The organism is Neisseria mucosa, from assembly GCF_003044445.1.
Taxonomy (GTDB): Bacteria; Pseudomonadota; Gammaproteobacteria; order Burkholderiales; family Neisseriaceae; genus Neisseria; species Neisseria mucosa_A.
In genome coordinates this window covers 17,729-42,880 of record NZ_POWX01000019.1, presented here as the reverse complement: position 1 = coordinate 42,880, position 25,152 = coordinate 17,729, and the positions used below count along the sequence as shown (strand labels likewise).

Annotated in this window: 21 protein-coding genes; 8 read left to right on the top strand and 13 right to left on the bottom strand. The window is 49.9% G+C overall.

The window, feature by feature from the left end; all coding sequences use genetic code 11:
- Positions 1-524: 524 nt before the first annotated feature.
- The 5 genes from pta to lptM all read right to left on the bottom strand — a co-directional run bounded on the left by pta (position 525) and on the right by lptM (position 5,883).
- The gene (gene pta, locus DBY90_RS10305) at positions 525-2,027 is read right to left on the bottom strand and encodes a phosphate acetyltransferase (protein ID WP_070493266.1); all 1,503 of its coding nucleotides are present in this window, start codon (positions 2,025-2,027) and stop codon (positions 525-527) included.
- 240 nt (positions 2,028-2,267) lie between these two features.
- A complete protein-coding gene (locus DBY90_RS10300) occupies positions 2,268-3,521 on the bottom strand; it encodes an aromatic amino acid transporter (protein WP_070493269.1) in 1,254 nt (417 codons plus the stop codon).
- 371 nt (positions 3,522-3,892) lie between these two features.
- On the bottom strand, positions 3,893-4,432 hold the full coding sequence (rfbC, locus tag DBY90_RS10295; RefSeq protein WP_070493272.1) for a dTDP-4-dehydrorhamnose 3,5-epimerase: 540 nt from the start codon (positions 4,430-4,432) through the stop codon (positions 3,893-3,895).
- 48 nt (positions 4,433-4,480) lie between these two features.
- On the bottom strand, positions 4,481-5,701 hold the full coding sequence (lysA, locus tag DBY90_RS10290; protein ID WP_070493275.1) for a diaminopimelate decarboxylase: 1,221 nt from the start codon (positions 5,699-5,701) through the stop codon (positions 4,481-4,483).
- An 11-nt stretch (positions 5,702-5,712) separates the two neighbouring features.
- Positions 5,713-5,883, bottom strand: a complete 171-nt coding sequence (lptM, locus tag DBY90_RS10285) for an LPS translocon maturation chaperone LptM (RefSeq protein ID WP_003779494.1) — start codon at positions 5,881-5,883, stop codon at positions 5,713-5,715.
- A gap of 70 nt (positions 5,884-5,953) precedes the next feature.
- Here lptM and cyaY point away from each other — a divergent pair, with 70 nt between their 5' ends.
- From cyaY to rarD, 3 genes are all read left to right on the top strand, one after another.
- Positions 5,954-6,277 carry an iron donor protein CyaY gene (gene cyaY, locus DBY90_RS10280; protein ID WP_070459616.1) on the top strand — a complete coding sequence of 108 codons (324 nt, stop codon included), beginning with the start codon at positions 5,954-5,956 and terminating at the stop codon, positions 6,275-6,277.
- A 54-nt stretch (positions 6,278-6,331) separates the two neighbouring features.
- Entirely contained in the window at positions 6,332-6,838 is a 507-nt protein-coding gene (luxS, locus tag DBY90_RS10275; protein WP_003745039.1) for an S-ribosylhomocysteine lyase, read from the top strand.
- Between the two features lie 212 nt (positions 6,839-7,050).
- Positions 7,051-7,953 carry an EamA family transporter RarD gene (gene rarD / locus DBY90_RS10270; RefSeq protein ID WP_070493278.1) on the top strand — a complete coding sequence of 301 codons (903 nt, stop codon included), beginning with the start codon at positions 7,051-7,053 and terminating at the stop codon, positions 7,951-7,953.
- Positions 7,954-8,131: 178 nt separating this feature from the next.
- Here the strand turns inward: rarD and murU are convergent, their stop codons facing one another.
- The 4 genes from murU to DBY90_RS10245 form a co-directional block, all read right to left on the bottom strand.
- Positions 8,132-8,827, bottom strand: coding sequence for an N-acetylmuramate alpha-1-phosphate uridylyltransferase MurU (gene murU, locus DBY90_RS10260; protein WP_003743532.1), 696 nt, complete (start codon positions 8,825-8,827; stop codon positions 8,132-8,134).
- A 124-nt stretch (positions 8,828-8,951) separates the two neighbouring features.
- Positions 8,952-9,452 carry a 4-hydroxyphenylacetate 3-monooxygenase, reductase component gene (gene hpaC, locus DBY90_RS10255; RefSeq protein WP_003743529.1) on the bottom strand — a complete coding sequence of 167 codons (501 nt, stop codon included), beginning with the start codon at positions 9,450-9,452 and terminating at the stop codon, positions 8,952-8,954.
- A 12-nt stretch (positions 9,453-9,464) separates the two neighbouring features.
- Positions 9,465-9,902, bottom strand: coding sequence for a homoprotocatechuate degradation operon regulator HpaR (gene hpaR / locus DBY90_RS10250; protein ID WP_003743527.1), 438 nt, complete (start codon positions 9,900-9,902; stop codon positions 9,465-9,467).
- A 340-nt stretch (positions 9,903-10,242) separates the two neighbouring features.
- Complete coding sequence (locus DBY90_RS10245; protein WP_003743525.1) at positions 10,243-10,761, bottom strand: protein disulfide oxidoreductase; 519 nt, start codon at positions 10,759-10,761, stop codon at positions 10,243-10,245.
- A gap of 196 nt (positions 10,762-10,957) precedes the next feature.
- On the opposite strand from DBY90_RS10245, the gene gap reads away from it, so the two are divergent.
- Positions 10,958-11,989 (top strand): type I glyceraldehyde-3-phosphate dehydrogenase, encoded by a 1,032-nt coding sequence (gene gap, locus DBY90_RS10240; RefSeq protein ID WP_003743523.1) that lies wholly within the window; start codon positions 10,958-10,960, stop codon positions 11,987-11,989.
- Between the two features lie 65 nt (positions 11,990-12,054).
- Here gap and DBY90_RS10235 read toward each other — a convergent pair whose 3' ends face one another.
- Positions 12,055-14,187 carry an AsmA family protein gene (locus tag DBY90_RS10235; RefSeq protein ID WP_199904711.1) on the bottom strand — a complete coding sequence of 711 codons (2,133 nt, stop codon included), beginning with the start codon at positions 14,185-14,187 and terminating at the stop codon, positions 12,055-12,057.
- 169 nt (positions 14,188-14,356) lie between these two features.
- Between DBY90_RS10235 and DBY90_RS10230 the strand changes: the two genes are divergently transcribed.
- Positions 14,357-15,229 (top strand): chorismate mutase, encoded by an 873-nt coding sequence (locus DBY90_RS10230; RefSeq protein WP_070492657.1) that lies wholly within the window; start codon positions 14,357-14,359, stop codon positions 15,227-15,229.
- A 144-nt stretch (positions 15,230-15,373) separates the two neighbouring features.
- Here the strand turns inward: DBY90_RS10230 and acnB are convergent, their stop codons facing one another.
- Positions 15,374-17,959, bottom strand: a complete 2,586-nt coding sequence (acnB, locus tag DBY90_RS10225; protein WP_070492611.1) for a bifunctional aconitate hydratase 2/2-methylisocitrate dehydratase — start codon at positions 17,957-17,959, stop codon at positions 15,374-15,376.
- Positions 17,960-18,199: 240 nt separating this feature from the next.
- Positions 18,200-19,468 (bottom strand): ATP-dependent Clp protease ATP-binding subunit ClpX, encoded by a 1,269-nt coding sequence (clpX, locus tag DBY90_RS10215; protein WP_070492610.1) that lies wholly within the window; start codon positions 19,466-19,468, stop codon positions 18,200-18,202.
- A 368-nt stretch (positions 19,469-19,836) separates the two neighbouring features.
- Here clpX and DBY90_RS10210 point away from each other — a divergent pair, with 368 nt between their 5' ends.
- The 3 genes from DBY90_RS10210 (at position 19,837) to DBY90_RS10200 (ending at position 21,950) form a co-directional block, all read left to right on the top strand.
- Entirely contained in the window at positions 19,837-20,730 is an 894-nt protein-coding gene (locus tag DBY90_RS10210; RefSeq protein ID WP_411713482.1) for a serine hydrolase, read from the top strand.
- A gap of 115 nt (positions 20,731-20,845) precedes the next feature.
- Entirely contained in the window at positions 20,846-21,613 is a 768-nt protein-coding gene (locus DBY90_RS10205; RefSeq protein WP_107987126.1) for a M48 family metallopeptidase, read from the top strand.
- A 97-nt stretch (positions 21,614-21,710) separates the two neighbouring features.
- On the top strand, positions 21,711-21,950 hold the full coding sequence (locus DBY90_RS10200) for a putative hemolysin (RefSeq protein ID WP_070492607.1): 240 nt from the start codon (positions 21,711-21,713) through the stop codon (positions 21,948-21,950).
- A gap of 331 nt (positions 21,951-22,281) precedes the next feature.
- Here DBY90_RS10200 and DBY90_RS10195 read toward each other — a convergent pair whose 3' ends face one another.
- Complete coding sequence (locus tag DBY90_RS10195) at positions 22,282-25,044, bottom strand: TonB-dependent receptor domain-containing protein (protein WP_080613856.1); 2,763 nt, start codon at positions 25,042-25,044, stop codon at positions 22,282-22,284.
- Positions 25,045-25,152: the final 108 nt, after the last annotated feature.

The window sequence follows — 25,152 nt, the reverse complement described above, 5'->3', positions numbered from 1 at the left end:
TTGTGTTTGAGCAATATCCTGATTTAAACATCCCGAATACGACCAATCTGCTTGACGGCACATTCTCGGACATGAAACGACTTTTAGCGTGTCATCACGGCATGAGTAGGGAGAATAAGATTAGGTTCATTAAGGATTATTTCTCAATTAAATCTTAGGCTCAGCCTCCATTTTGTTACTTAGGGAGAATGTTCTCCGAAATAGCCTCCATTTTGTTACTTACGCCGAAATTGTACAAAGATCTCAGCTTGAGACCTTTGCAAAAATAGTCTGTTAACGAAATTTGACGCATAAAAATGCGCCAAAAAATCTTCAATTGACTAAAACCTTCCTAATATTGAGCAAAAAGTAGGAAAAATCAGAAAGGTTTTGCATTTTGAAAATGAGATTGAGCATAAAATTTTAGTAACCTATGTTATTGCAAAGGTCTCAGCTTGTCTGTATTCCGTCAATCAAAAAGGTCGTCTGAAAACCTTATTTTAGGATTTTCAGACGACCTTTGTTTACTTCAAAGACTCAAGTAATCAGCCAGCCATTTGTTTTGCCTGAACCGCTGTCAGAGCGATGGTGAAGACGATGTCTTCTACCAATGCGCCGCGGGAGAGGTCGTTGACCGGTTTGCGCAAACCTTGCAACAACGGACCGACGCTCAGGACGTTGGCGCTGCGTTGTACGGCTTTGTAAGTACAGTTGCCGGTGTTGAGGTTCGGGAAAATCAGGACGGCTGCCTGACCGGCGACAGTGCTTTCAGGTGCTTTAGTTTTGCCGATTTCAGGCACGGTAGCCGCATCGTATTGCAGCGGGCCATCAATTTCCAAGTCCGGGCGTTTTTCTTTCGCCAGTTTGGTCGCTTCAATCACGGCATCGACATCAGGGCCGCTGCCTGAGTTGATGGTGGAGTAAGAAATCATGGCAACTTTAGGCGGGATACCGAAGGCTTTTGCGGTATCGGCGGATTGGATGGCGATATCGGCAAGCTGTTCGGGCGTCGGATTCGGGTTGACCGCGCAGTCGCCGAAGACGAGGACTTGATTAGGCAGCAGCATGAAGAATACGCTGGACACGAGGCTTGCTCCCGGTGCGGTTTTAATCAGCTGTAAGGCTGGGCGGATGGTGTTGGCGGTCGTATGAACGGCACCGGATACCAAGCCGTCCACGTCGTTTTGCGCCATCATCATGGTGCCGAGGACAACGGTGTCTTGCAGTTGTTTGCGGGCGTCTTCAGGGGTCAGACCTTTGGATTTGCGCAATTCACACATCGGCTCTACGTATTGCTCGACCAATGTAGCAGGATCGACGATTTCCAAAGAGTCAGGCAGGTTGATGCCGCGTTCTTTGGCAACGGCTTCAACTTCTTCGCGTTTGGCAAGCAGGACGCAGCGGGCGATGCCTTTTTCGTGGCAGATGGCGGCTGCGGCGACGGTGCGCGGTTCTGCGCCTTCAGGCAGGACGATGCGCATATCGGCTTTGCGGGCAAAATCAATCAGGTTGTAACGGAATTGGGCGGGAGAAAGGCGGGAGGCTTCGCGTTTTGCCAAAGCAGATACGTCTTTGAGCGCGCTGCTTGAGCCGTAGAACGCCAGTCCGGTCAGGCGGGCGACTTCTTCGCCTACGGATGCTGCCGCGCCTTCGATAATGAAGCCTTCCAGAAGACCCGGTGCGTTGGTGTAAAGCTGTTTGGCAAGGTTGATTCGGTGTGCCACTTCGGCTGCATCGGCATTGTCAGATTGCAATGCCAAGACTACGCCCGCATCCAAAGACAGTGCCAGCTCGACGTTTTTGCCGGACAGGAAGAGTTTGTCCGCATCGGGGGCGATACCTTCGATAACGAGTTTGTCAGTATTGAGTGCGACGGCTTTGCCGACCACAGCGTCAAACCAGTCGTCGCTTTTGCCTTGTGCCAACAGGGTTTCGGCGGATGCGTCGAGCGGTTGGAAAACTTGCGCGCCCAAGGCTGCGGCAAAGGCTTTGCTTGCGGCAGTGGCGTCCAAACCGGCAGATACCGGAACGACCAATAATTTAGCCATGATGTGTGTCCTTTCTGTATGGAGGTTCTCCGTCGCCGCCGTGATGCGGACGTAACGGCACTGGGCTTAATACTAACAAACAAACTGTGTTTCCAACAAGGTTAAATGTTAATGGATTGAGCGAAAATGCAATGGATTTTTAAGGGACTGATACTGTCTATGCGAAATATAGAAAAGGTCGTCTGAAAAAAACCTTTGATGGAGTTTCAGACGACCTTTTTTGATCAGTTCGGGTGGTTGTCAGCCTTTGAACACGGGGACGAGTTCGAGCTGGCTCAATACCTGCGCGGCGATGTTGACGACGCCGAAGAGGAAAACCCAAACCATCAGTCCGAATCCGCCGTAAATCTTGTAGTTTTTGCCTGCACCGAATTTTTGGCGCGAATGGTAGAGCAGCATGGCGGGGATGATGCCGGTCCAAATGGTTGCCGCCAGACCGACGTAGCCGATGGCGGTAACGAAGCCTGTTGGATACAACAGACAGAAAATCAGGGGCGGCAGGAAGGTGAGGGCGGCGGTTTTGGTGCGGCCGGACACGCTGTCGTTCCATTTGAAGATGTCGGCGATGTAATCAAAGAGGCCGAGCGTTACGCCGAGGAAGGAAGTGGCAATCGCCATGTAGGAGAAGAGGGTCAACACTTTGTCCATGCTGCCGGTTTGGGCGAATTTGGACAGTGTTTCGATGAGGACGGAGACTTGTCCTTCGGCGGCAATCACGGGGGCGAACTCGCTGCGCGGCAAGTTGCCTTGGATGGCGATTTGCCACAGGACGTAAATCACGAGCGCAATCAGTGTACCTGCCCAGATGGATTTCGCCACTTTGGGCGCATCGCCTTTAAAGTATTTGAGCAGGCTGGAGACGTTGCCGTGGAAGCCAAAGGATGCGAGGCAGACGGGCAGGGCGGTGGCGACGTAAATCCAGTAGCTGGTGCCTGCGGGGGCTTGGGTGTCGAAGAGGATGGGCAGTTTGGCATCGGCAATCAGTCCGCCGGTCGCCCAGATGAAAGTCAGCACCATGCCGCCGATGAGGACGCTGGTGAAGCGGTCGACCAATCGTGCCGACGCCCACACGCAAAAGGCGAGGATGCCGAAGAAAACGAGTTGTCCGACGGTGAGCGAAATTTCGCTTCCAACCGCGCTGCCTAGGCCTTTGGCGGTCAAGTCGCCGCCGACGAAGATATAGGCATAGGTGAGCAGGTATAAAACGAAGGCGACGGCAATGCCGTTGATGGCGTTCCAAATCGGTCCGAGCAGGTCTTTGACCATGGTGTCGAAGCTGGCGCCGTGAGGATAGTGGGTATTGACTTCAAGGATCATCAGACCGCTGGAGAGCATGGAAAACCAAGTGTAAAGCAACACAATCAGCGAGCCTGTAAACCAGACGCCGGAGGTGGCGGTCGGGTTGGCAAGCATACCTGCGCCGATAACCGTACCGGCGATAATCATGGCGCCGCCGAAAAGCGACGGGGTTTTGGACGGGGTTTTGACGGACATGAAATTCTCCTCGGAAAAACAATCCGCCATTATGCCGTAAAGTGTAAGGATTGGTAAGGAGGTCGTCTGAAAACTTTGTTTCGAGCTTTTCAGACGACCTTTTTGTATTCCGAAACTATAAATCCATTATCGCTTCAATACGACACTAAAAAGCAGTAACGGCGGCATTCAGTAACCTGCCCCCCTCCCTTCCGGCGGGAGAGGGTGGCTCTTGCCCTTTATGCCGTATATCCGCAAGCCACCCGCATCCTAACCTTCCGCCGCCGGACGGGGGAAGGGATAAGGTTGCCGTAACGGAAAGAGGTCGTCTGAAAACCTTATTTCAAGTTTTCAGACGACCTTGCATTTTTGACGGATTTGACAATGGTAATTTAGAACGTGACTGCCTCAGCCAAAATTTTACCCGCCAAGTCTTTGTGCGACAGGTTGGGTTCGCCTTGCAACGGCCATTCGATGCCGACGGTCGGGTCGTTCCAAATCAGCGAATGTTCGGCTTTCGGGTTGTAATAATCCGTGCATTTGTAAACGAATTCGGCTTCATCGCTCAAAACGTAAAAGCCGTGTGCGAAACCTTCGGGTACCCAAAGCTGGCGTTTGTTTTCCGCCGACAGGATTTCACCCGCCCATTTGCCGAAAGTAGGCGAGTCTTTGCGCATATCGACAGCAACGTCAAACACTTCGCCGACAACGACGCGCACGAGTTTGCCTTGTGTGTTTTCGGTTTGGTAATGCAGGCCGCGCAATACGCCTTTGCCTGATTTGGAATGGTTTTCCTGTACGAAGGTGCGGTCGCAGACGTTGGCCTTAAACCATTCGTCGCGGAAGGTTTCCATGAAGAAACCTCGCGCGTCGCCGAAGACTTGGGGTTCTAAAAGTTTGACGTCGGGTAGGGTGGTATCGATGATTTTCATGAAGTATTCTCAAAGTATGGGACAGGTCGTCTGAAAACGGACGGAATGTTACAAACAAGCCATTTCGTTTGCCATTTGCTGTTCTAAGGTTTCGCGTCGGCGGATAAGCCGGTATTCGTTGCCGTCCACCAAGACTTCCGCCGCCCGGTTGCGCGCGTTGTAATTGCTTGCCATGCTGGCACCGTATGCCCCTGCGCTGCGGATGATCAGCAAATCGCCTTCTTCGCAGGCAAGGGTGCGGTCTTTGCCGAGGAAGTCGCCGGTTTCGCAAATCGGGCCGACGATGTCGGCGGTCAGCGGCGGGATGTTTTTTGGTTCCACCGCTTCGATACGGTGGTACGCGTCATACAGGGCGGGGCGCATGAGGTCGTTCATGGCGGCATCGACCATGACGAAGTTTTTCTCTTCGCCGTGTTTGACGAACTCGACACGCGCCAGCAAAGAGCCTGCGTTGCCGACCAAGCTGCGGCCCGGTTCGAGGATGAGTTTCAGACGACGTGTGCCGATCAGTTTTCGAACCGCTTGGGCATACGCGCCTAAATCGGGGACGGTTTCGTCTTGATAAACGATGCCGACGCCGCCGCCTAAGTCTAAGTGTTCCAAAACGATGCCTTCATCCGCCAATCGGTCGATCAAAATCAAAATGCGCCCGCAGGCTTCGATGAGCGGGCTGAGGTCGGTCAGTTGCGAACCGATGTGGCAGTCGATGCCGATGATTTTGAGGTGGCTTTGGCGGGCGGCGTGGCGGTAGGCTTCGAGCGCGTCGGCGTAGGCGATGCCGAATTTGTTGGCTTTCAGGCCTGTGGAGATGTAGGGATGGGTTTTGGCATCGACATCGGGGTTGACGCGCAGGGAGACGGGGGCGGTTTTGCCCAAGCGTTCGGCAACCTTTTGAATGCGGTCGATTTCGGGGATGCTTTCCATATTGAAGCATTTCACGCCGGCATGAAGCGCGAACTCGATTTCCGCTTCACTTTTGCCCACGCCTGAAAATATGGTTTTCGCCGCGTCGCCGCCCGCCGCCAAAACGCGCGCCAATTCGCCACCGGAGACGATGTCGAAACCGCTGCCCAGCGAGGCGAAGTGTTTGATGATGCTCAGATTGCCGTTGGCCTTGACGGCGTAGCAGACGAGCGGGGAAAGCGCGGCAAACGCGGTTTGGTAGTTTTCAAATGCTTCGGTTAGCGCGGATTGGCTGTACACATAAAGCGGTGTGCCGAATTCTTCGGCAAGGCGGGAGTAGGGGACTTGTTCGCAATGCAGGGTCATGTTGGTGAGGCTTAATCGTTGGTTTGATTGGTAGGTTCTTTGGAAGAATGGATTTTCAGGCCGGTTTGGACCACGCCGAAACGCGCCTTGTCGCCTTCTTTGGGCAGGTATAGGTCGCCTTTGTAACCGCAGGCTGAAAGCAGGAGGGCGGTTGCCGCCGCAAAAAATACGCTGTATTTCATCGGTAAACTTCCTTCATAAGCGCGAATGTGGCAAGATTCGGTATCTTAAACAAAAAACACACAAAAAGCCATGATGACCGAAAGCGAATTCATCCGCATGAGCGAAGAATTGTTCGAACACATCGAAGACCAAATCGACGAAAACGGCTGGGATTTCGACTGCCAGTTTGCCGGAAACGTCCTGACCATCGAAGCGGCAGACGGCACGCAAATCATCGTCAACCGCCACACGCCAAACCAAGAATTGTGGATTGCCGCAAAAAGCGGCGGCTACCATTTCGCCGAGCAAAACGGCAAATGGCTGGCAACGCGCGACAGCCGCGATTTCTACGATGTTTTGAACGAAGCCCTGAGCGCGGCTTCGGGCGAAGCGGTGGAAATTGCCGAATTGTGATCGGACTCAGAAGCCCATCTCACACCCAAAACATTTACTCAAAAGGATAACCCAATGCCCCTGTTAGACAGTTTCAAAGTCGACCACACCCGTATGCACGCCCCCGCCGTGCGTGTGGCGAAAACCATGACCACGCCCAAAGGCGACACCATTACCGTATTCGACCTGCGCTTTTGCGTTCCCAACAAAGAAATCCTGTCCGAAAAAGGCATCCATACGCTGGAGCATTTGTTCGCAGGCTTTATGCGCGACCACTTGAACGGCAACGGCGTCGAAATCATCGACATTTCCCCGATGGGCTGCCGCACTGGTTTCTACATGAGCCTCATCGGCACGCCCGACGAGCAGCAGGTCGCCGATGCATGGCTCGCTTCGATGCAGGATGTGGTCAATGTCAAAGACCAAAGCAAAATCCCCGAGTTGAACGAATACCAATGCGGCACCTATCTGATGCACTCGCTCGCCGAAGCGCAGGAAATCGCGCAAAACGTCCTGACGCGCAAAGTGGCGGTGAATAAAAACGAAGAGCTGACGCTGGATGAAAGTTTGCTGAACGCTTAAACGTTATCTTGGAAAAAGGTCGTCTGAAAACGGGAAACCGGATTTCAGACGACCTTTAGGTTTGGGGGTGTGATATTCCGCTGTCGGTTTGTTTAAGCAGAAAAATATATTTCAAAACTAAAAAATAAAATACGAGAACAAGATAAATACGGGAAGTTCCTATAAGGGTATTCTACAATACACCTTTTATTCGTTGCGTAAGGTCGTCTGAAATGACGGATTTGTCGAAAGGTCTGATTGCGGCGGCGTTGTCCAATATTTTGTTTGTTGTGTTGTTTTTATACGGAATTTGGATGAAGCCGATGACGGGGACGGAAGTCTTCGCTTGGCGTATGGTGGCGATGCTGGTGGCTTTGTTCGTCCTGATGGGGATGGTGGGCGGCTGGCAGGCGGCAGACAGATTTATACGCGGCGTCGGCTGGGATTGGAAACGCTGGCTGTTGATTTTCCTGCCCACCCCTGTTTTTGCGAGCCAGTTGTGGCTGTTTGTTTGGTCGCCCGTCAACGGGGAGGGTGTGAATGTGGCGATGGGCTATTTTCTGTTTCCGCTGGCTATGATGTTGTGCGGGCGGATTTGGTTTAAAGAACGCCTCAACCGCCTGCAAACGGCGGCGGTCATGCTGGCGTGTGCCGGCGTGGCGTGGGAATGGCTGCGGATGGGTGCGTTTTCGTGGGCGACGGTGTGGGTGTTCGGCACTTATCCTGTGTATTACCTGCTGCGGCGAAGGTTGGGCGTGCCGCCTTTGGTCGGGCTGACGTTGGATTTGATGGTGATTGCGCCGTGCGCGCTGGTGTATATCGTATTTTTTACGGATACGTTAGGTTTGATTGCCGATATGCCCGTATTGGCGGGGTTGGTGGTATTGCTGGGGATAAACAGCGCGGTAGCCATGCATTTGAACCTGAAGGCAAATCAATTATTGCCGGTCGCTGTCTTCGGCATGATGAGTTATTTGGAGCCTGTTTTGCTGTTTGCCGTATCGGTAACGTTTTTGGGCGAGCCTTTGCAGCCCGGGGCTTTAATCAGCTATGGTTTGATTTGGTCGGGGTTGTGCCTGATGATGGCAAACGGGTGGGTCAAGGCAAGACAGAAAGCGGTTGATATAGTGGATTAACTTTAAACCAGTACGGCGTTGCCTCGCCTTGCCGTACTATCTGTACTGTCTGCGGCTTCGTCGCCTTGTCCTGATTTAAATTTAATCCACTATAAAAGATAAAGGACAATAAAAGGTCGTCTGAAAACTTGGAAACGGGTTTCAGACGACCTTTTTATTTTGAAATCATGATGAAGGATTACCAGTTTTGTACGATTTGGGTTGCTTCGTTCAGCCGCTCTACCGTTCCGACATCCAACCAAAGACCGTTGTGTTTTTGCGCATCAACTTTTCCTTCGTTCATTGCTTGGCGCAGGAGGGGGGCAAGTTTGGCCGGCTGGTGCGGCGGTGTATCGCGGAAGAGTTCGAATCGGTAAACGCCTACGCCGCTGAAAGTCAAGGCTTCGCCTGCTGATTTGTCTGAAGAGGCTAGACCGTTGGCAAGTAGGGCGAAGTCTCCATCAGGATTGTGTGGTGGGTTGTCAACCAGCCATAGGCAGGCGAGTTTGTCTGAATGCGTCAATGCTTCGGCGGCCTGTCGGGCTTTGGAAAAGTCGATGTCGGTTAGCACGTCGCCATTGACAACGAGGAATGGTGCGTCACCAAGTAGGGGTAGGGCAGTGGCAATGCCGCCTGCGGTTTCCAAGCCGCCTGCTTTTTCAGGGGAATAGGCGATGCGTACGCCGTATTGCGAGCCGTCGCCGAGCGTGGTTTCGATTTGTTCGCCGAGCCAGGCGTGATTGATGACGATTTCAGTGAAGCCTGCGGTTTTCAGACGACGTAAGTGCCAGCCGATTAAGGGTTCGCTGCCGACTTGCAGCAGGGGTTTTGGGGTATGGTCGGTCAGCGGGCGCATCCGTTCGCCGCGTCCTGCGGCAAGTATCATTGCTTTCATGGGGGATATGGATAAGTTTGGATAATGAAATGATGGGCAGTCTGTCGGGATTGGGGAGGCTGGCTCAAGGTCGTCTGAAAATGAAATTTGAAGGTTTCAGACGACCTTGCGAGCTTGGGGAGCTTTATTCCAATGATTTGAATTGCCGTCGGAAATACAATAAAGCCGGGGGGTGTGTGCCGGAATTTTTGATTTCGTTGATTTCGACGTAAAAGATAAAATGCGTCCCGATTTCGTGTCGTGAAACGATACGTCCGTGCAGATGCGCCAGTGCGCCTTCGACTTCGAGTTGCCCAGTTTCGCCCCTGTTCCAAATATGGTAGGCAAAGCGTTCTTCAGGGGAAAGCCCGGTCAGGCCGGCAAAGTGTTCTGCGATGTCCTGTTGGCTTTCGGACAGGGTATTGATGCACAAGTCGCGGTTAGTCTGAAGAATCGGAATGATTGCCGACTTCCGGTTGATGCAGAGCATAATGGTCGGCGGTTCGTCGGTGACGGGGGTAACGGCAGTCATGGTAATACCGTAACGGCCGGATTCTCCATCAGTCGTGATGACGTGTACGCCTGCGGCGCAGGATGCCATGGCATCCCTGAACGGATGCTTGAGTGTGTGTGCCGAATCTGTCATTCGTCGTGCTTTTTATTTCAGGTGCTGTTCGATTTTCGACAGCGCCGTCAGCAGCTCTTTGAGTTCGAGCATTTTTTCTTTGGAAAGCACTTGTTCGATGGCGTCGTAACGTTCGTCCACTTGCGCGCCGATGGATTCGAAAAGTTTTTCGCCTTCGTTTGTCAGCTTTAAATAGACGCGGCGTTGGTCGTTGGACGGCTTTAGGCGTACGACAAGGCCTGCTTTTTCCAAGCGGGTCAAAATGCCGGTCAGGCTGGGGCGCAGGATACATGCCTGATTGGCAAGGTCTTGAAAGTCCAATGTGCCGTTTTCGGCAAGCAGGCGGATGATTCGCCATTGCTGGTCGGTGATATTGGCTTGGTTCAGAATAGGACGAAATTGGGTCATTAACGCTTCCCGCGCTTGAATCAGACCGATGTTAATGGAAGCATGTTTGGATTGGTTGGGCATGAGGGGTCTCCGTTGTTACCGATAAACAAACCTTTGAAGCGTGAGGCAGATTTGTAAAGGCTGTATTGTCATTATAAGAGCCCTGTGAAAGCGGCGAATGCGTGGGAGCAAAAGTATCGAACCAAAAATCAGATAACATTCCGTAAGTTTGTTTTGATAGTAATGTTCCGTATTTTCTTATGTTTGTATATTAGTCTATTTTTGACATAATCTCAACAAAATCATCACTTGCCATGATAAGGGTAGTTTATTTTTTCAATAAATGAATATTTACTCGATAGCGTCATGTGCTACACGGGATTCAAGTTCTTTATATTTTAAGGAATCTAGCAAGGCAGCATCAATAGAATAGATCGGAAATAAAAATTCTGGCGCGCAGACCCCAATAAGTGCTGATTCCTGAGGTGAAGTGAACCATTTTTCCGTTTTTAATCAGGATAATGCTCGGGGTAACGGAGACTTTCCATTTTTGAGCCAAGCGTCCGTCGTTGTCGTTGACCGTAGGAAAATCAAGATGTTTTTCTGACATATAGGTACGGATATGCTCATCCGCACCGGAGTGCAGGGCAATACCGACAACAGGAATGCCGTCTTCGGCAAGCCGGGAAACGGTAGGTGAAGTATAGGCGCAGATATGGCACCAGTCTCCCCATACATAGAGGACGGCGGTACGGTTTGCGCTAAGTAAGGCAGGTGTCAGCGTTTCTCCTGAAAGTAGGTACAGCGGTTCAGACGACATTTGTACGGGCGGTTCGGGTTTGCGCCACCAATCGGCAACGGCCGATAATATGGCGAAAATGACTACCGCCTGTAAAAAAGATAAGGATAGTGATTTGATGCGTGATGGCAGACGTTTCATTTTTTGACGGTCGGAGTGAAAGAAGGGGATGATACTTTGTTTTGATGCAGTGTTTCATAAAATTACCCAATGGGTCGTCTGAAAACGGTTGATGGGAAAGATGTAACTGGATTGATAAAACATTAATTACATCAAACTACATTTTTGTTATAATTCGGGTCGCAAACCTTTATCCAACCGTAACAGAGGAAAAACCATGGGCATTAAAGTCGCCATTAACGGATATGGCCGCATCGGCCGCCAAGTATTACGTGCTATTTACGATTACAACCTGCAAGACCAACTTGAAGTTGTCGCCGTCAACGCCAGCGGCAGCCTCGAAACCAACGCCCATCTGACCAAATTTGATACTGTTCACGGTCGCTTTAATGCCGACATTTCCCACGATGCAACCCATCTCATCATTAACGGTCGCAAAATCCCATTTTTCTCCACCCGCAACCCCGCCGAACTGCCATGGAAGGATTTGGAAGTTGATTTGGTCATGGAATGTACGGGCGCGTTTACCAGCAAATCCAAAGCCAACGTGCATTTGGAAAGCGGCGCGAAAAAAGTGCTGATTTCCGCGCCGGGCGAAGCCGACGTTGACGCAACGGTCGTTTACGGCGTGAACGATGATGTGATTACCGACGACATGACTGTCGTCTCCAACGCGTCCTGCACCACCAACTGCCTCTCTCCCGTTGCCAAAGTGCTGAACGAAAACATCGGCATCGTCAAAGGCGTGATGACCACCATCCACGCTTTGACCAACGACCAAACCGTTACCGATGTGCGCCATAAAGATTTGCGCCGCGCCCGCAGCGGTGTGGAAAACATGATTCCGACTAAAACCGGCGCGGCAAAAGCCGTCGGTTTGGTATTGCCTGAACTGAAAGGTAAACTCGACGGCCTCGCCATCCGCGTGCCGACCGTCAATGTTTCCGTCGTCGATTTGAGCTTCCAAGCCGCACGCGATACCAGCGTCGAAGAAATCAACGCGCTGATGAAAGCCGCTGCGGAAGAAGGTCGTCTGAAAGGCGTATTGAGCTACAACACGCTGCCGCTGGTGTCTATGGACTTCAACCATACCACCCAAGCCAGTACCTTTGACGCAACGCTGACCAAAGTTATCGACGGCAACATGGTCAAAGTGTTCGCTTGGTACGACAACGAGTGGGGCTTCAGCTGCCAAATGCTGAACACCGCCCGCCGTATGTTCGGTTTGGAAGTGCGCCCGTTTGAATAAAACGGATTAGCGAAGATGCTGAAAGGTCGTCTGAAAACCATGATTGGATTTTCAGACGACCTTTTCTATTTATCCGATTGTTTTCGTTCCGGATTGAGCCAGTGCCATTGCTCGCGCAATGTTTGTTCCAATGCCTTTTGTTTTTCTTTAGGATTGTTTAGGCCGTGTGTAATACGGTTGTAGTCGAGTGTAACGGACGGGTTGGCGACATTGCCCCGTATTTTGAGCGGTATGGGCTTGGCTGAAGGATTGAGTGTGTTGCGGATAAGCAGATCCTCGGATAGTTCTTGCGTATTCAGATCGGTGTAGCCGTTGCTGACTATGTGCAAATGTTCGGAAAACAATTCGGTATTGATGTGGTGGCTGATGCCCTTGTCGATTTCGCTATTGAGGGTAAAGCGGTTGAAAGGGGTTTGGGCATGCTCGCCGCCGGGGTGTTGTGCGGAAATGCCGTTTTTGAGGATATGGTTTATATCGATACCGTTCCAAACCCCATCCAAAATATTGAGGGTCAGCATCCCTTGTAGGGATTGGATGAGTTGCTTACGATTGTCGCCCCGTGCTGTCAAATCGATGACGGCATCTCCGTTGCCGCTGAAACTGTGGAAACCGAACAAATCTTGCAACAATGGTCGGATTTGTACGTTTTGGGCATCTTGTTGGAGGTGGTAGGTAGGCGGAGTTGTGTTTGCCATACTTATACCGCCTTCTGTCTGACCTCCGTAGAGGCCTGCTTTAAAATGGCTTAGGGCGATGTGCTCTTTGTCGGCATTCAGCAGGGTTTCAATATTGTCCAGTTGCAGGCCGGGTATTTGGACATTGCCGATTTTGATGCTGGCATCAATTCTTGGGATTGGGCCGTTGTTGAGGATTGCAGGGTAGCCTGATCCGGAGTTTGCCTGTATATCATCCCAATAGGGGAGCAATGAGAGTTTTTGCAGGGCAATCCCTGCTTCTAAAAGAGGCGTTTGTTCTTCCGTTGGTTGATATTTGAAGACAAGAGCAAGGGGTTGGCGGTCGAATGTGCCTTTGAAATCCCCTTGCCAGTTTTCTTTGCCGTTCCAGTTGAATGAGCCGGTTAATTGGCTGATAAAGCGAGGATTGGGTAGGCGGTTGACCGTGTCCTGCAATGTGGTCAGATTGATTGAAGATGATTGCAATCCTTTGTTTTGCTGCCACAGCAGAGGGCCTGTCAGGGTTAAATTGGTCTGATGTGCGGTATTTTTGTGGCTGGCGTTGAATTCAAAGTTATCCAATGTGGCAACGCTGGTACGGATGCTTGCTTTGTCGAGTTTGAACGAGCCGTTCCATTGGCTTTCCGGCTTGCCTGCTGTAAATGCACCATTGAGTGATGGGATATTCAATACGTGGTTTTTAAGGGATAAACGGGGAATTTGCGCGGTCAGGTGAAAATTTTGGGCAGGATTATCCGTGCGCAGGCTGAGATTGTCTGCTTGTAGGGAGTCGTTTTCAGACGACCATGTCCATGTACCGCTTCCATCAACGGACAGTTTGCTTTCTTTTTCAGCAATAGATGCTTCCCAAAGTAAATTGGGAATGCTCCAACCGGTTTCAGAGGCATTGAGCACGCCGCTACCCTGCCATCGGATAGGTTGATTTGGGCGGCGCAGGCTGCCGCTGATTTTGAAGGGAAGGCCGTCAGCGCCGTTGTTGCGGATGTTTAGATAAAAATTGTCGATAATATGTGTTTGCCCTGCGATGTTCATATGCAGAGAGCTGTTTTCTATAATCAAACGGTTTAAAGAAGTAGGGTGGGAAGGATGTAACAGGTCTTGCAGGTTCCATTTGCCGTCATCGGTGCGCGATAACACGGCATCTGCACCTGTAATAACCCATTTTTCGATGACCGGGTAATCGTTCCACAGGCTGCTCCAGCCCAAACCGATATGGGTCTCTTTGATATGTAAGGCAGTTTGGTTGCTTTGAGGTTGGGTAATGGTAACGTTTTTTAGGGTAACGGTAGGACGGGGAAACCAGCTTCGGCGGATGTCGCTGCTGAAGCGGATATTCCGCCCCGTTCCGCTGAAGGCGTTTTGTACGGAAGCTTCGATTCGTTCGAGGGGAAATAGTGCATAAACCGATGCATACAGGGCGGCTGCGGTGCAAACGAGTAATATAACTGCAGTTACAGCTGATTTCAGCCAAAATTTTCCTGAATTAAGCAGAGGATTTTTCATGCGTAAAGGCAATAAGATAACATGGCTGAAAGTATAACACATGACATTTGGGATAGTGCGGATAGGGGATTAAGGGTAAATGTAAGGTATGAGTGGTAGAGCTTGTGGCGGGCAGGTCGTCTGAAAGCGGTAGTGTGCTAATATTGTCGTCTGTTTCAGGAGATATATGATGATTATTGTGATGGGTAAGAATGCTTCTCAGGAGTCGATAGAGGGAGTAATCGGGTTTATCCGTAATAAGGGGTTGAAAGAGCATATCTCTCGGGGGGAGGAGCGGACGATTATCGGTGCGGTTGGTGATGAGCGGGTGTTCCGTCCAAATGAATTGGAACGTCTGCCCGATGTGGAACGCGTTGTCCGGGTATTGAACGATTGGAAAATTATCAGCCGAGAGGCGGACGAGGAAGACAGCAGGATTGTTGTACGGGGTGTGATATTCGGCGGAGCGAAGCGGTTGGATATTACTGCCGATACGGATAGGGCGGAAGGGGCGGATGCGGTATTTGTCGATCCGTTTTACCTTCCTGCACGCCCTTATGAAAAAGTGGACGAGCAGCGTGAAAACTTACAGGTTCGGGCGATTGTTCGGGAAATTTCTGATTTGCAGAAAACAGGCAAGCCCGTCATTGTCCGTATCCGTGATGTTCGCCAGATAGATGATGCCTTGTCTGCCGGTGCAGATATTTTGTATTTGGGTGGCAGTATGATGACCAATCGGACGCTTTTGGATGAGGTAGGTCGTCTGAATACGCCGGTAGTGTTGTGTAAAGACAAGCATCATCGTGTTGATGATTGGTTGGTGGCGGCAGAACATATCGCTTTGCGCGGCAACAGCCACATTGTGCTCGGTGAAGCTGGGACACTCAGTTTTGAGCCGGAACATGCCTACCGTTTGGATGTCGATGCCATCGTTCGGGTTAGGAAAGTGTGCCGTCTTCCGGTTATCGCCAATATTACCCGTCTGTGGCACAATGATATGCCTCAGGAAATATTGTATCGTTTGGCAGCGGCAGCAGGTGTGAACGGGATTATCAGCGGGTAGGAGATATATCCGGTAGTAGGGAATATGGTGATTGACTTGAAAACAAAAAACAGAACAGCGAAAACTGTTCTGTTTTTTTTATTTTCAGACGACCTCATGGATTTAAACATTGAAGGGGTCGTCTGAAACTGCTTTACCTACTTGTTAAACATTCACGGTCTCGGCTACTTCGTTGTAGCTGTCGATTTCGTTGAAGTTCATGTAGCGGTAGATTTGGTCGCCCTGTTCGTTGATGATACCGATGTTGGCTTGGTATTCTTCAACGGTCGGGATTTTACCCAGTTTGGAGCAAATCGCCGCCAATTCTGCCGAGCCGAGGTAAACGAAGGTGTTTTTACCCAAGCGGTTCGGGAAGTTGCGGGTAGAGGTGGACATGACGGTTGCGCCTTCGTGTACTTGGGCTTGGTTACCCATACACAGCGAACAACCCGGCATTTCCATACGCGCGCCGGCGCGACCGAGTACGCCGTAGTGGCCTTCGTCGGACAACTCTTTCGCATCCATTTTGGTCGGCGGCGCTACCCACAAGCGGACGGGAATATCGCTCTTGCCTTCCAAGAGTTTGGAAGCGGCACGGAAGTGACCGATGTTGGTCATGCATGAACCGATGAATACTTCGTCGATTTTGGTGCCGGAACGTTCGGACATGAAGCATACGTCGTCCGGGTCGTTCGGGCAGGCGATAATCGGCTCTTTGATGTCGTCCATGTTGATTTCAATCACGGCGGCGTATTCGGCATCTTTATCCGCTTCAAGCAGCTCTGGGTTCGCCAGCCATGCTTCCATGGCTTTGATGCGGCGTTCCAAAGTGCGCGGGTCTTGATAGCCGTCGGCAATCATGTTTTTCATCAACACGACGTTGGATTTCATGTATTCAATAATCGGCTCTTTGTTGAGCTTCACGGTACAGCCGGCGGCAGAGCGCTCAGCAGACGCGTCAGTCAATTCAAAGGCTTGTTCCACTTTCAAATCAGGCAGGCCTTCGATTTCGAGGATACGGCCGGAGAAGATGTTTTTCTTACCGGCTTTGGCAACGGTGAGCAAACCTTGTTTAATCGCGTAAAGCGGAATGGCGTTCACCAAGTCGCGCAGGGTTACGCCCGGTTGCAGCTTGCCGCTGAAGCGTACCAGTACGGACTCAGGCATATCGAGCGGCATCACGCCGGTGGCTGCTGCGAAAGCAACCAAGCCGGAACCGGCAGGGAAAGAAATACCGATAGGGAAACGGGTGTGGCTGTCGCCGCCGGTACCGACTGTATCGGGCAGCAGCAAGCGGTTGAGCCATGAGTGGATCACGCCGTCGCCCGGACGAAGAGCCACGCCGCCACGGGTAGAAATAAAGGCGGGCAGTTCTTTATGGGTTCTGACATCGACAGGTTTTGGATAAGCGGCAGTGTGACAGAAAGACTGCATTACCATGTCGGCGGAGAAGCCCAGGCAGGCGAGGTCTTTCAACTCGTCGCGGGTCATCGGGCCGGTAGTGTCTTGCGAGCCGACCGTCGTCATGCGCGGTTCGCAGTAAGTACCCGGGCGTACGCCTTGTCCTTCCGGCAGACCGCAGGCGCGACCGACCATTTTTTGTGCCAACGTGAAACCGGCTTTGCTTTCGGCAGGTGCTTGAGGTAGGCGGAATTCGGTGGAAGCAGGCAGTTTCAAGGCTTCGCGCGCTTTGGCGGTCAGACCTCGACCGATAATCAGGTTGATACGGCCGCCGGCTTGCACTTCGTCTAGTAATACTTGGGATTTCAGGCTGAACTCGGCAACGGTTTCGCCGTTTTTCACGATTTTGCCTTCATAAGGCAGAATATCGACGACATCGCCCATTTTCAGCGCGGAAACATCGACTTCAATCGGCAATGCACCGGAATCTTCTTGAGTATTGAAGAAAATCGGCGCAATTTTGCCGCCCAAGCATACGCCGCCGAAGCGTTTGTTCGGTACGAACGGGATGTCTTCGCCGGTATGCCAAATGACGGAGTTGGTCGCGGATTTACGAGAAGAACCGGTACCGACCACATCGCCGACGTAGGCAACGGGATGACCTTTGGCTTTGAGTTCTTCCAGCAGTTTAATCGGACCAACTTCGCCCGGTTTATCCGGATTGATGCCATCGCGCGGGTTTTTCAGCATTGCCAGCGCGTGCAGCGGAATATCAGGACGGCTCCATGCGTCGGGCGCGGGAGAGAGGTCGTCTGTATTGGTTTCGCCGTCAACTTTGAAGACGGTAACGGTGATTTTTTCGGGAACCTTGGCGCGTGAAGTAAACCATTCGGCATCTGCCCAAGATTGCAAAACTTCCTGCGCGTATTTGTTGCCTTTTTCGGCTTTTTCCTGAACATCGTGGAAAGAATCGAACATCAGAAGCGTATGTTTCAAACCTTTGGCAGCGATAGGCGCGAGTTTGTCGTCGTCCAAGAGTTCGATTAAGGCGTGAATATTGTAACCGCCGAGCATCGTACCTAAAAGTTCGGTCGCATATTCGGGGGAAACCAACGGGCTGGATGCGCTGCCTTCGGCAACGGCAGCCAGGAATGAAGCTTTGACTTTGGCGGCATCGTCCACACCGGGCGGAACACGGTGGGCAAGCAGTTCGACCAAGAACTCGCCTTCGCCTGCGGGCGGGTTTTTCAGCAGCTCAACCAAATCGGCGGTTTGCTGCGCGTTCAAAGGGAGGGGTGGGATACCGAGGGCAGCGCGCTCGGCGGCGGCTTTGCGATAGGCTTCTAACATCTCTTTGTTCCTTTTTTCTGTTTTTTCTTCTGACCGTTGCAAATGATTTGCAATCAAAGAATTGTAGACAATTCTTTTGGGTATCATAGACCAGTTTGGCAAAAATTGGAATATTTATGTTATCGGATGTAATAGATGTTTGCTATTGAAACGAATTATCTTGAAAAAACAAAAGAGGTCGTCTGAAAACAGGGTTTCAGACGACCTTTCATATTTTATCGGTATTGCCAATCCGTTCTTTTACCGGGCGTTTGCCTGATATTCGCTCCCGTCTTCGCGCAGAAGCTTGGGCTGTTTGCCTTTCTCAATCACGTCTTTATCGATGACAACTTTGGTTACACCTTTCAAATCGGGCAGTTGATACATGGTATCCAACAGGCAGCGTTCAACGATGGAGCGCAGGCCGCGCGCGCCGGTTTTACGTTCCATTGCCTGACGGGCGATGCTGCGCAAGGCTTCTTCTTCAAATTCCAATTGGACGTTTTCCATGCCGAACAGGGTTTGATATTGTTTCACCAAGGCATTTTTCGGCTCGGTCAGGATGTTCACCAATGCGTCTTCGTCCAATTCCGCCAACGTGGCGATAACGGGCAGACGGCCGATTAACTCGGGAATCAGACCGAATTTAATCAAGTCTTCAGGCTCAACGATTTCAAACAATCCGGTAATGTCGGCATTTTCGTCCTTGCTGTGAACGGACGCACCGAAACCAATACCGCCTTTTTCAGTACGCTGACGGATCACTTTTTCCAAGCCCGCAAACGCGCCGCCGCAGATAAACAGGATGTTGGTGGTATCGACGTTGATAAATTCCTGATTCGGATGTTTGCGGCCGCCTTGGGGCGGAACGCTGGCAACCGTACCTTCAATCAGTTTCAGCAAGGCTTGTTGTACGCCTTCACCGGATACGTCGCGGGTAATCGACGGGTTGTCGCTTTTACGGGAGATTTTGTCGATTTCGTCAATATAAACGATGCCGCGTTGGGCTTTTTCGACATCGAAATCGCATTTACCCAAGAGCTTGGTGATGATTTGCTCGACGTCTTCACCGACGTAACCCGCTTCGGTCAGCGTGGTCGCGTCCGCCATGACGAACGGCACATCCAGTTTGCGCGCCAAAGACTGTGCCAACAGCGTTTTACCCGAACCGGTCGGACCGATAAGCAGGATGTTGGATTTCGACAACTCGACATTGCCGTTGGCTTTAGGGTGGCGCAGGCGTTTGTAATGGTTGTACACCGAAACCGCCAAGGCTTTCTTGGCTTGTTCCTGTCCGATAACGTGATCGTTGAGGTTGGCGACGATTTCGGCAGGCGTGGGCAGTTTGTTGTTTGGATGGGACGCATCCGTTGCAGATTTTTCTTCAGAGAGGTCGTCTGAACTTTGCAGCATGACGCCGCAAGTTTCTACACATTCGTTACAGATAAAAGCGTTTTCGCCTTCAATCAGGTTCTTGACTTCATGCTCGGATTTTCCGCAAAACGAGCAGGAGCGTTTTTCTTCAGTCATAATTTATCTTCTGTTTTCAAGCAATATCGGCAAACCGTTATCCGAATGTTGCGGGAACGGTTTTCGGCAAAGTCGGTAAGTATAATCAGTATCTTAAGGTTTATCAAATACCGTATGGCAAGCGCTTTGGCGTAAGGTTTTCAGACGACCCTTCGACGCTTGGCAACACGCAACGATTTCCCATCCTTAAGATTGTTTCCAATTTGGGAAAAAGATGCAAACAAACGCAAAAAAACCATATTAAACTTTACATTTTATTGTATTTTAAGCAAAATATCTTCTTTAATAATTCATTTGTCTTAAATTCTACTGGTTGAAATATGTCGGTTATGAAATTTTATAAAACACTGAGTGCAGCCTGTTTGGGTATGGCTTTGACGGTTGCCGCCGCCCCTGCTGCTGCAGACGATATGGACGTTTTGGGTCAATTTTTGGAACAGAATTTTCCAACCCAAAATGACCCGATGGAAGCTTTCGCATTAAGCCACGCACAAAAAATCGAGGCTCAGGCGATGATGGCGGGGCCGCTTTTGACATCGCAGGCTGCTTTGATTTTTAACAACAAAACAGGCGAAATCCTGTATCAGAAAAACGCAGACCGCGTGATGCCGATTGCGTCCATTTCCAAACTGATGAGCGCAATGGTCGTTTTGGACGCACGTTTGGATATGAACGAGCCCATTACCATTACTGCTGATGAAATCGACCGTCTGAAAGGTACAGGCAGCCGCCTTGCCATCGGCACGACGCTGACACGCGGCGAATTGTTGCACCTGAGCCTGATGAGCAGCGAAAACCGCGCGACCCACGCGCTGGGCCGCACCTATCCGGGCGGTATGTCGGCGTTTGTTGCTGCCATGAATGCCAAAGCGCAAAGCCTGGGTATGCACAACAGCCGCTTCTACGAACCTACCGGCTTGAATTTCCAAAACGTTTCAACCGCCAACGATTTGAACCGCATGGTTGCCGCGGCAAGCAAATATCCGCTTATCCGCAAAAATTCAACCTCTAACTCCGGCTCGGTTTGGACGGCAAACGGCCGCCAAAACTATAAAAACTCCAACGCCCTCGTCCGCGAAGGCAGCTGGAATATCGAGCTTCAGAAAACCGGTTATATCCGCGAAGCAGGTCGCTCGATGGTGGTTAAGGCAAACGTCCAAAACCAGCCGATTACCATCGTATTGCTGAACTCGCCGACTTCGACAACCCGCGTAAACGACGCGCGTAAGATCGAATCTTGGATGTTGCAGCGCCGCTCTTAAAATACTTGTTATGCCGTCTGAAAATCAGGCGGCATTTTATTTTATGGTCAGTAGGTGAAAACGGAAGGCGTTTTGTACGGTTTTGTTTTTTGTCGGGCATCAAGGAATTTTTGAAATGAACAAAATCAGTAAAAAGTACGGATTATGGCTCGGGGTTGCAGCATTGGCGGGTTGTACTTCTGTCGCCGATATGGTCGGATACGATACGGCTGCTTTGAATGAGGGAGCCGAGCGAAACTATACGCAGGTTGTACAAAAAGCGCGCAGCCAGAATGCGCTGGATGTCAGCTCTCCGACGGCGCAGCGTGTTCATCGGGTGTTTTCCCGACTGGTTCCGTATGCCAACCGCGCCAACCGTACCGGTATGCCTTTTAATTGGCAGATGAACGTTATCCGCAGCAACGATTTGAATGCTTGGGCGATGCCGGGCGGAAAAATGGCGGTATATACCGGCATGGTCGAACGCTTGCAACTGACGGATGATGAAATCGCCGCAGTCATCGGGCACGAAATGACCCATGCCCTGCTCGAACACAGCAAAAAAGCCATCGGAGGTCAGGTATTGACCGGCTTGGGCGGTTCTATTTTGGCAGGTGCCGTCGGTTTGGACGGAAATTTGGTCGGCGTTGGAACAGATTTATTGGCAACCAAACCTTTTTCGCGTCATCAGGAAAGCGAGGCAGATGCGGGAGGCGTCCGCCTGATGGCTCAGGCAGGTTACAATCCGCAGGCGGCAATCAGCGTGTGGGAGAAAATGAATAGGGTGCAAGGCGGCAGTCAGGTTGCCATCTTGTCAACCCATCCCGCCAACAATACCCGTATCGAAGCAATACGAAGGATGTTGCCGGAAGTTATGCCTATTTATCACCAAAACAAACGCTGATATTTTAAATTGATGAGTGTTTTCAAACTGTTTTAGAGGTCGTCTGAAAACCGAGCATCCAATCAATAGAGATATTGGGATAGTAAAAGGAAAACATATGATTAAGCCGATTATTTTAAGCCTCGCGGCTGCAACTACTTTGGCAGCTTGCAATATTCTTGAGACAGAAAGTGTACCGATGACCGGTATGCCCAATCCGGCTTCAGAATTTTGCGTGAAGCAGGGCGGTAAGTTGGAAATCAAAAAAGACAAGGATGGCGGAGAGTATGGAATGTGCCATCTGCCTGACGGTATTGTTGTGGAAGAGTGGGCGTATTTCCGTCAACACAACAAATAAGTTACAAGAGTTAAAAAGGTCGTCTGAAACACATCTTTTCAGACGACCTTTTTATATGCGGAGACCTTGGCAATAACATGAGTTATTAAAATTTTATGCTAATGCCATTTTAAAAATGAAGAACCTCCCTGATTTCTTCCACTTTTTTCTCAATATCAGTTTAGTCAATTGAAAATTTTTTTGGCGCGTTTTTATGCGTCAAATTTCGGTAACGGACCATTTTTGTAAAGGTCGCAGATTGAGAACTTTGAGAATATATTAAAAAAGCCGGCAAACATTATGTTTGTCGGCTTTTTAATCAGCACAGTACTAAGAATGCTGACGGTTAGGTTTAGAACTTATAACTGATGGTAAACAGCAAAGTCCTGCCACGCGCATAGTTATTCAGGACGGAGCGAGTCGTGCCGCCATATTTGCCATTGCATAAACCGTTGGCATCACATTCGACTTCTTCGTCATCTAAACCGCCTTTTCTTTCAAATACGCTGAAATAGCGCTGAGTTGCGGCATCGTTTGCGGCATCCAAAGGATCGATATAGCGCTTATTGAACGCGTTTTGAATGTCGAAACGAAGGATAAGGTTTTTCTTCGGTTCGTAATTGGCATAGAAATCAAAAATCAGCGGCTGTCTGTTGATGCTTTCTGTTTTTTTGATCGCCCTTCTGCCCATTTGGTGTGAAGAGTAGGTGTTGGCACCGGTTGTACCGTCAACAAATTCTTCCTCAGTCGTCGCCCGTGTACTTTTGCCGTAATAGCGCATAATGCCGCCGATGGTCAATTTGTTGCCTAACCAGCGGGAACCCAATTCAAACCGCCCGTAATCTCGGGGCAGGCGGGAAATTTTGCTTAAGCCGTAACCTTGTTTGATTTGGTCTTCTTTAGAAGAATTACGGGGCGATTCGCTGGCATCGCTATAATTGGTCGGCTGGTTGGTTTTTTGATATGCGTAAGACAGGGTTGAAAAAAAGCGGCCAAAATCATAGTTCATTTCCACTTCCAAACCATTTTTATGGACAGGTTTGGCATAGTTTCGATGCTGGATAGAGTATTGCAGGCCGGTACTGGTTACCCAGCTGGGTGCTTTATCCAAATCCCACCATTTGCCATAAACATTGTGAATATAGTTGTTTATCCTGCTGCGATAGGCGACCAGTTTGAAACCCAATACATCATCCGGCTTGAAAATCCCTTTTTTGAAGGTATTGAAGCCTATTTGGTAAGTATTGGCCTGTTCCGGCTTAAGGGCGGTATTGACGCCCGAGTCGCCGATTTGTGAAAAATACATTTCTTGAATATTTGGCATTCTATGCGTACGCGAATAGCTGATAAACGGCATAAAGTAGTCGTTGACATTGATGTTTAATGCTAACGAATGGTTTACCGCATGCTTTTTACCGGATTTGGTATAAACCGGTTCGTAAAGGTCGCAGCTTGGCGTGCAATGCTGTTTATAAATTTCAGAATCTTCTCCAAATGCTTTTTTAAAGTCTTCTTGGGTATTGAAGTAGTCGGTATATTCGCCTTTGTAGCGGTAGTTGACCATATTGGTGCTGTAATTCAATTGATAAATGCCTTTTTTCAAGGAAGTATCAAAATAGAACGTATTGAATTTTTGCTGGCCTGAAGGTTGTAATATGGTTGATTTTTGAGGAAATATTCCTTTGTCGCCTTTGAAGCGGCCTAAAAAGCTGTACAGGCCGGCATCTTGGTCGGGACCGTCGTAAAACAGGCTCAGCTCTTCCGGAAAGCGGTTTTTACTGTATTGGTTTTTAAAGAAATTGAAACCGACGGTGGCTTTTAAATCTGTTTTGTTGGGAAGGTTGAAAGAGAAGCGGTTGTTGATATCCAAAAGATTGGCTGTGTTTTTGGTTTCCAAATAATCCAGCAGCCCCCATCCCGAAAAACGTGAGTTTTTCGGATATTTTTGTTTTCCCAGATTATGGGCGGCCAATACGTTTAAATCGACATAATCGCCAATGTTTAAATTGTAATTGGCTTGGTAGCTGCGATTTTCTACTTTGCGGCTGCCGATACGGTTGTTCATGGTACGAAGCTGAAGATCCAGCTTGTTGTTGTCGTTTTCGTATTCCACTTTGACCAAATGACTGTTTGAGCGTTGTTGCAGGCTGGTAGGGTCGATAGGCGTCAGATCCCATTGCGGTGCCAAATTCTCTTTCCAGCTTCTTTCCAAATCATCAACATAATCTTTTTGCAAAACCTCAGGATCGTTATATTTTCTGGAGAAAGGGTAGTCCCAATAGCTTTTACCGACTGCGTTGCGCTTAGAAAAGTCGCGAACCCAACGATTTTGCCCTTGGTCGAATTTCAATAAGTTGCTTTCAAAATATTCTTGTTTTTTACGGTCCAAATATTCTTCGCCAAAATTGCCGATACGCTGACCGCCGCCGCCTACTTTATAGTTTTGCTCGACATTACGGTGGCTGTAACCATATAACGCGCCAAGGCGCGCACCGCTGTCAAACCATTTTTGTACCGCTCCGGTTGCCATAAAATTGCTTTTTGTGCTGTTTGTGCCGGTCAATCCTTTGGTTAAAAGGCCGAAGGTATTGTTTCCGTGTACTACATCGTCCACCCGTAAAGTACGGAAATTGGCTGTACCGGATAAGGTATTGATGCCGTTGGCACCCGAGAAACTGCCTTTGGTTACATCCACACCGGCAATAAAATTGGGATCCAGTGCCGTACCGAATTGCGAAGAGCTGCCGCTGCGTCCGGCATCGGCAGAAGTGGAATAGAAGGTTTGGGTGACGCCGTCAACCATCGTATTGACGCGTCCCAAACCGCTATCACCACGGATATTGACCGCCAATACCCCCGATCCCTTGTCTTGTTGGGTGAAAACGCCGGGCATGCTCCGCACGATGGCATCGATGTTTTCGCTGGATTGATAAACGCGTTCACGCGAACTTTTGGCTTGGCCTTCGGTAAAAACTTTTTTCTCTTTGGCAATGTATTTGCCTTTGACTTGAATTTCATCAAGCTCTTGAGTTGAAACCTCGTCTTCTGCGTGTGCGATACTTGTTATAGCCAGTAAAGATAATGTCAGTAGGTTTAATTTGAAATTCGGATTCATAATAGTTACCTCAGAAACGAAGTCCGTTACTTTATAACATATTATTAAACTTTACAAATATTTTGATAATGAATTTCATTTATTAAAGAATAAAGCAGATTCTTGTTT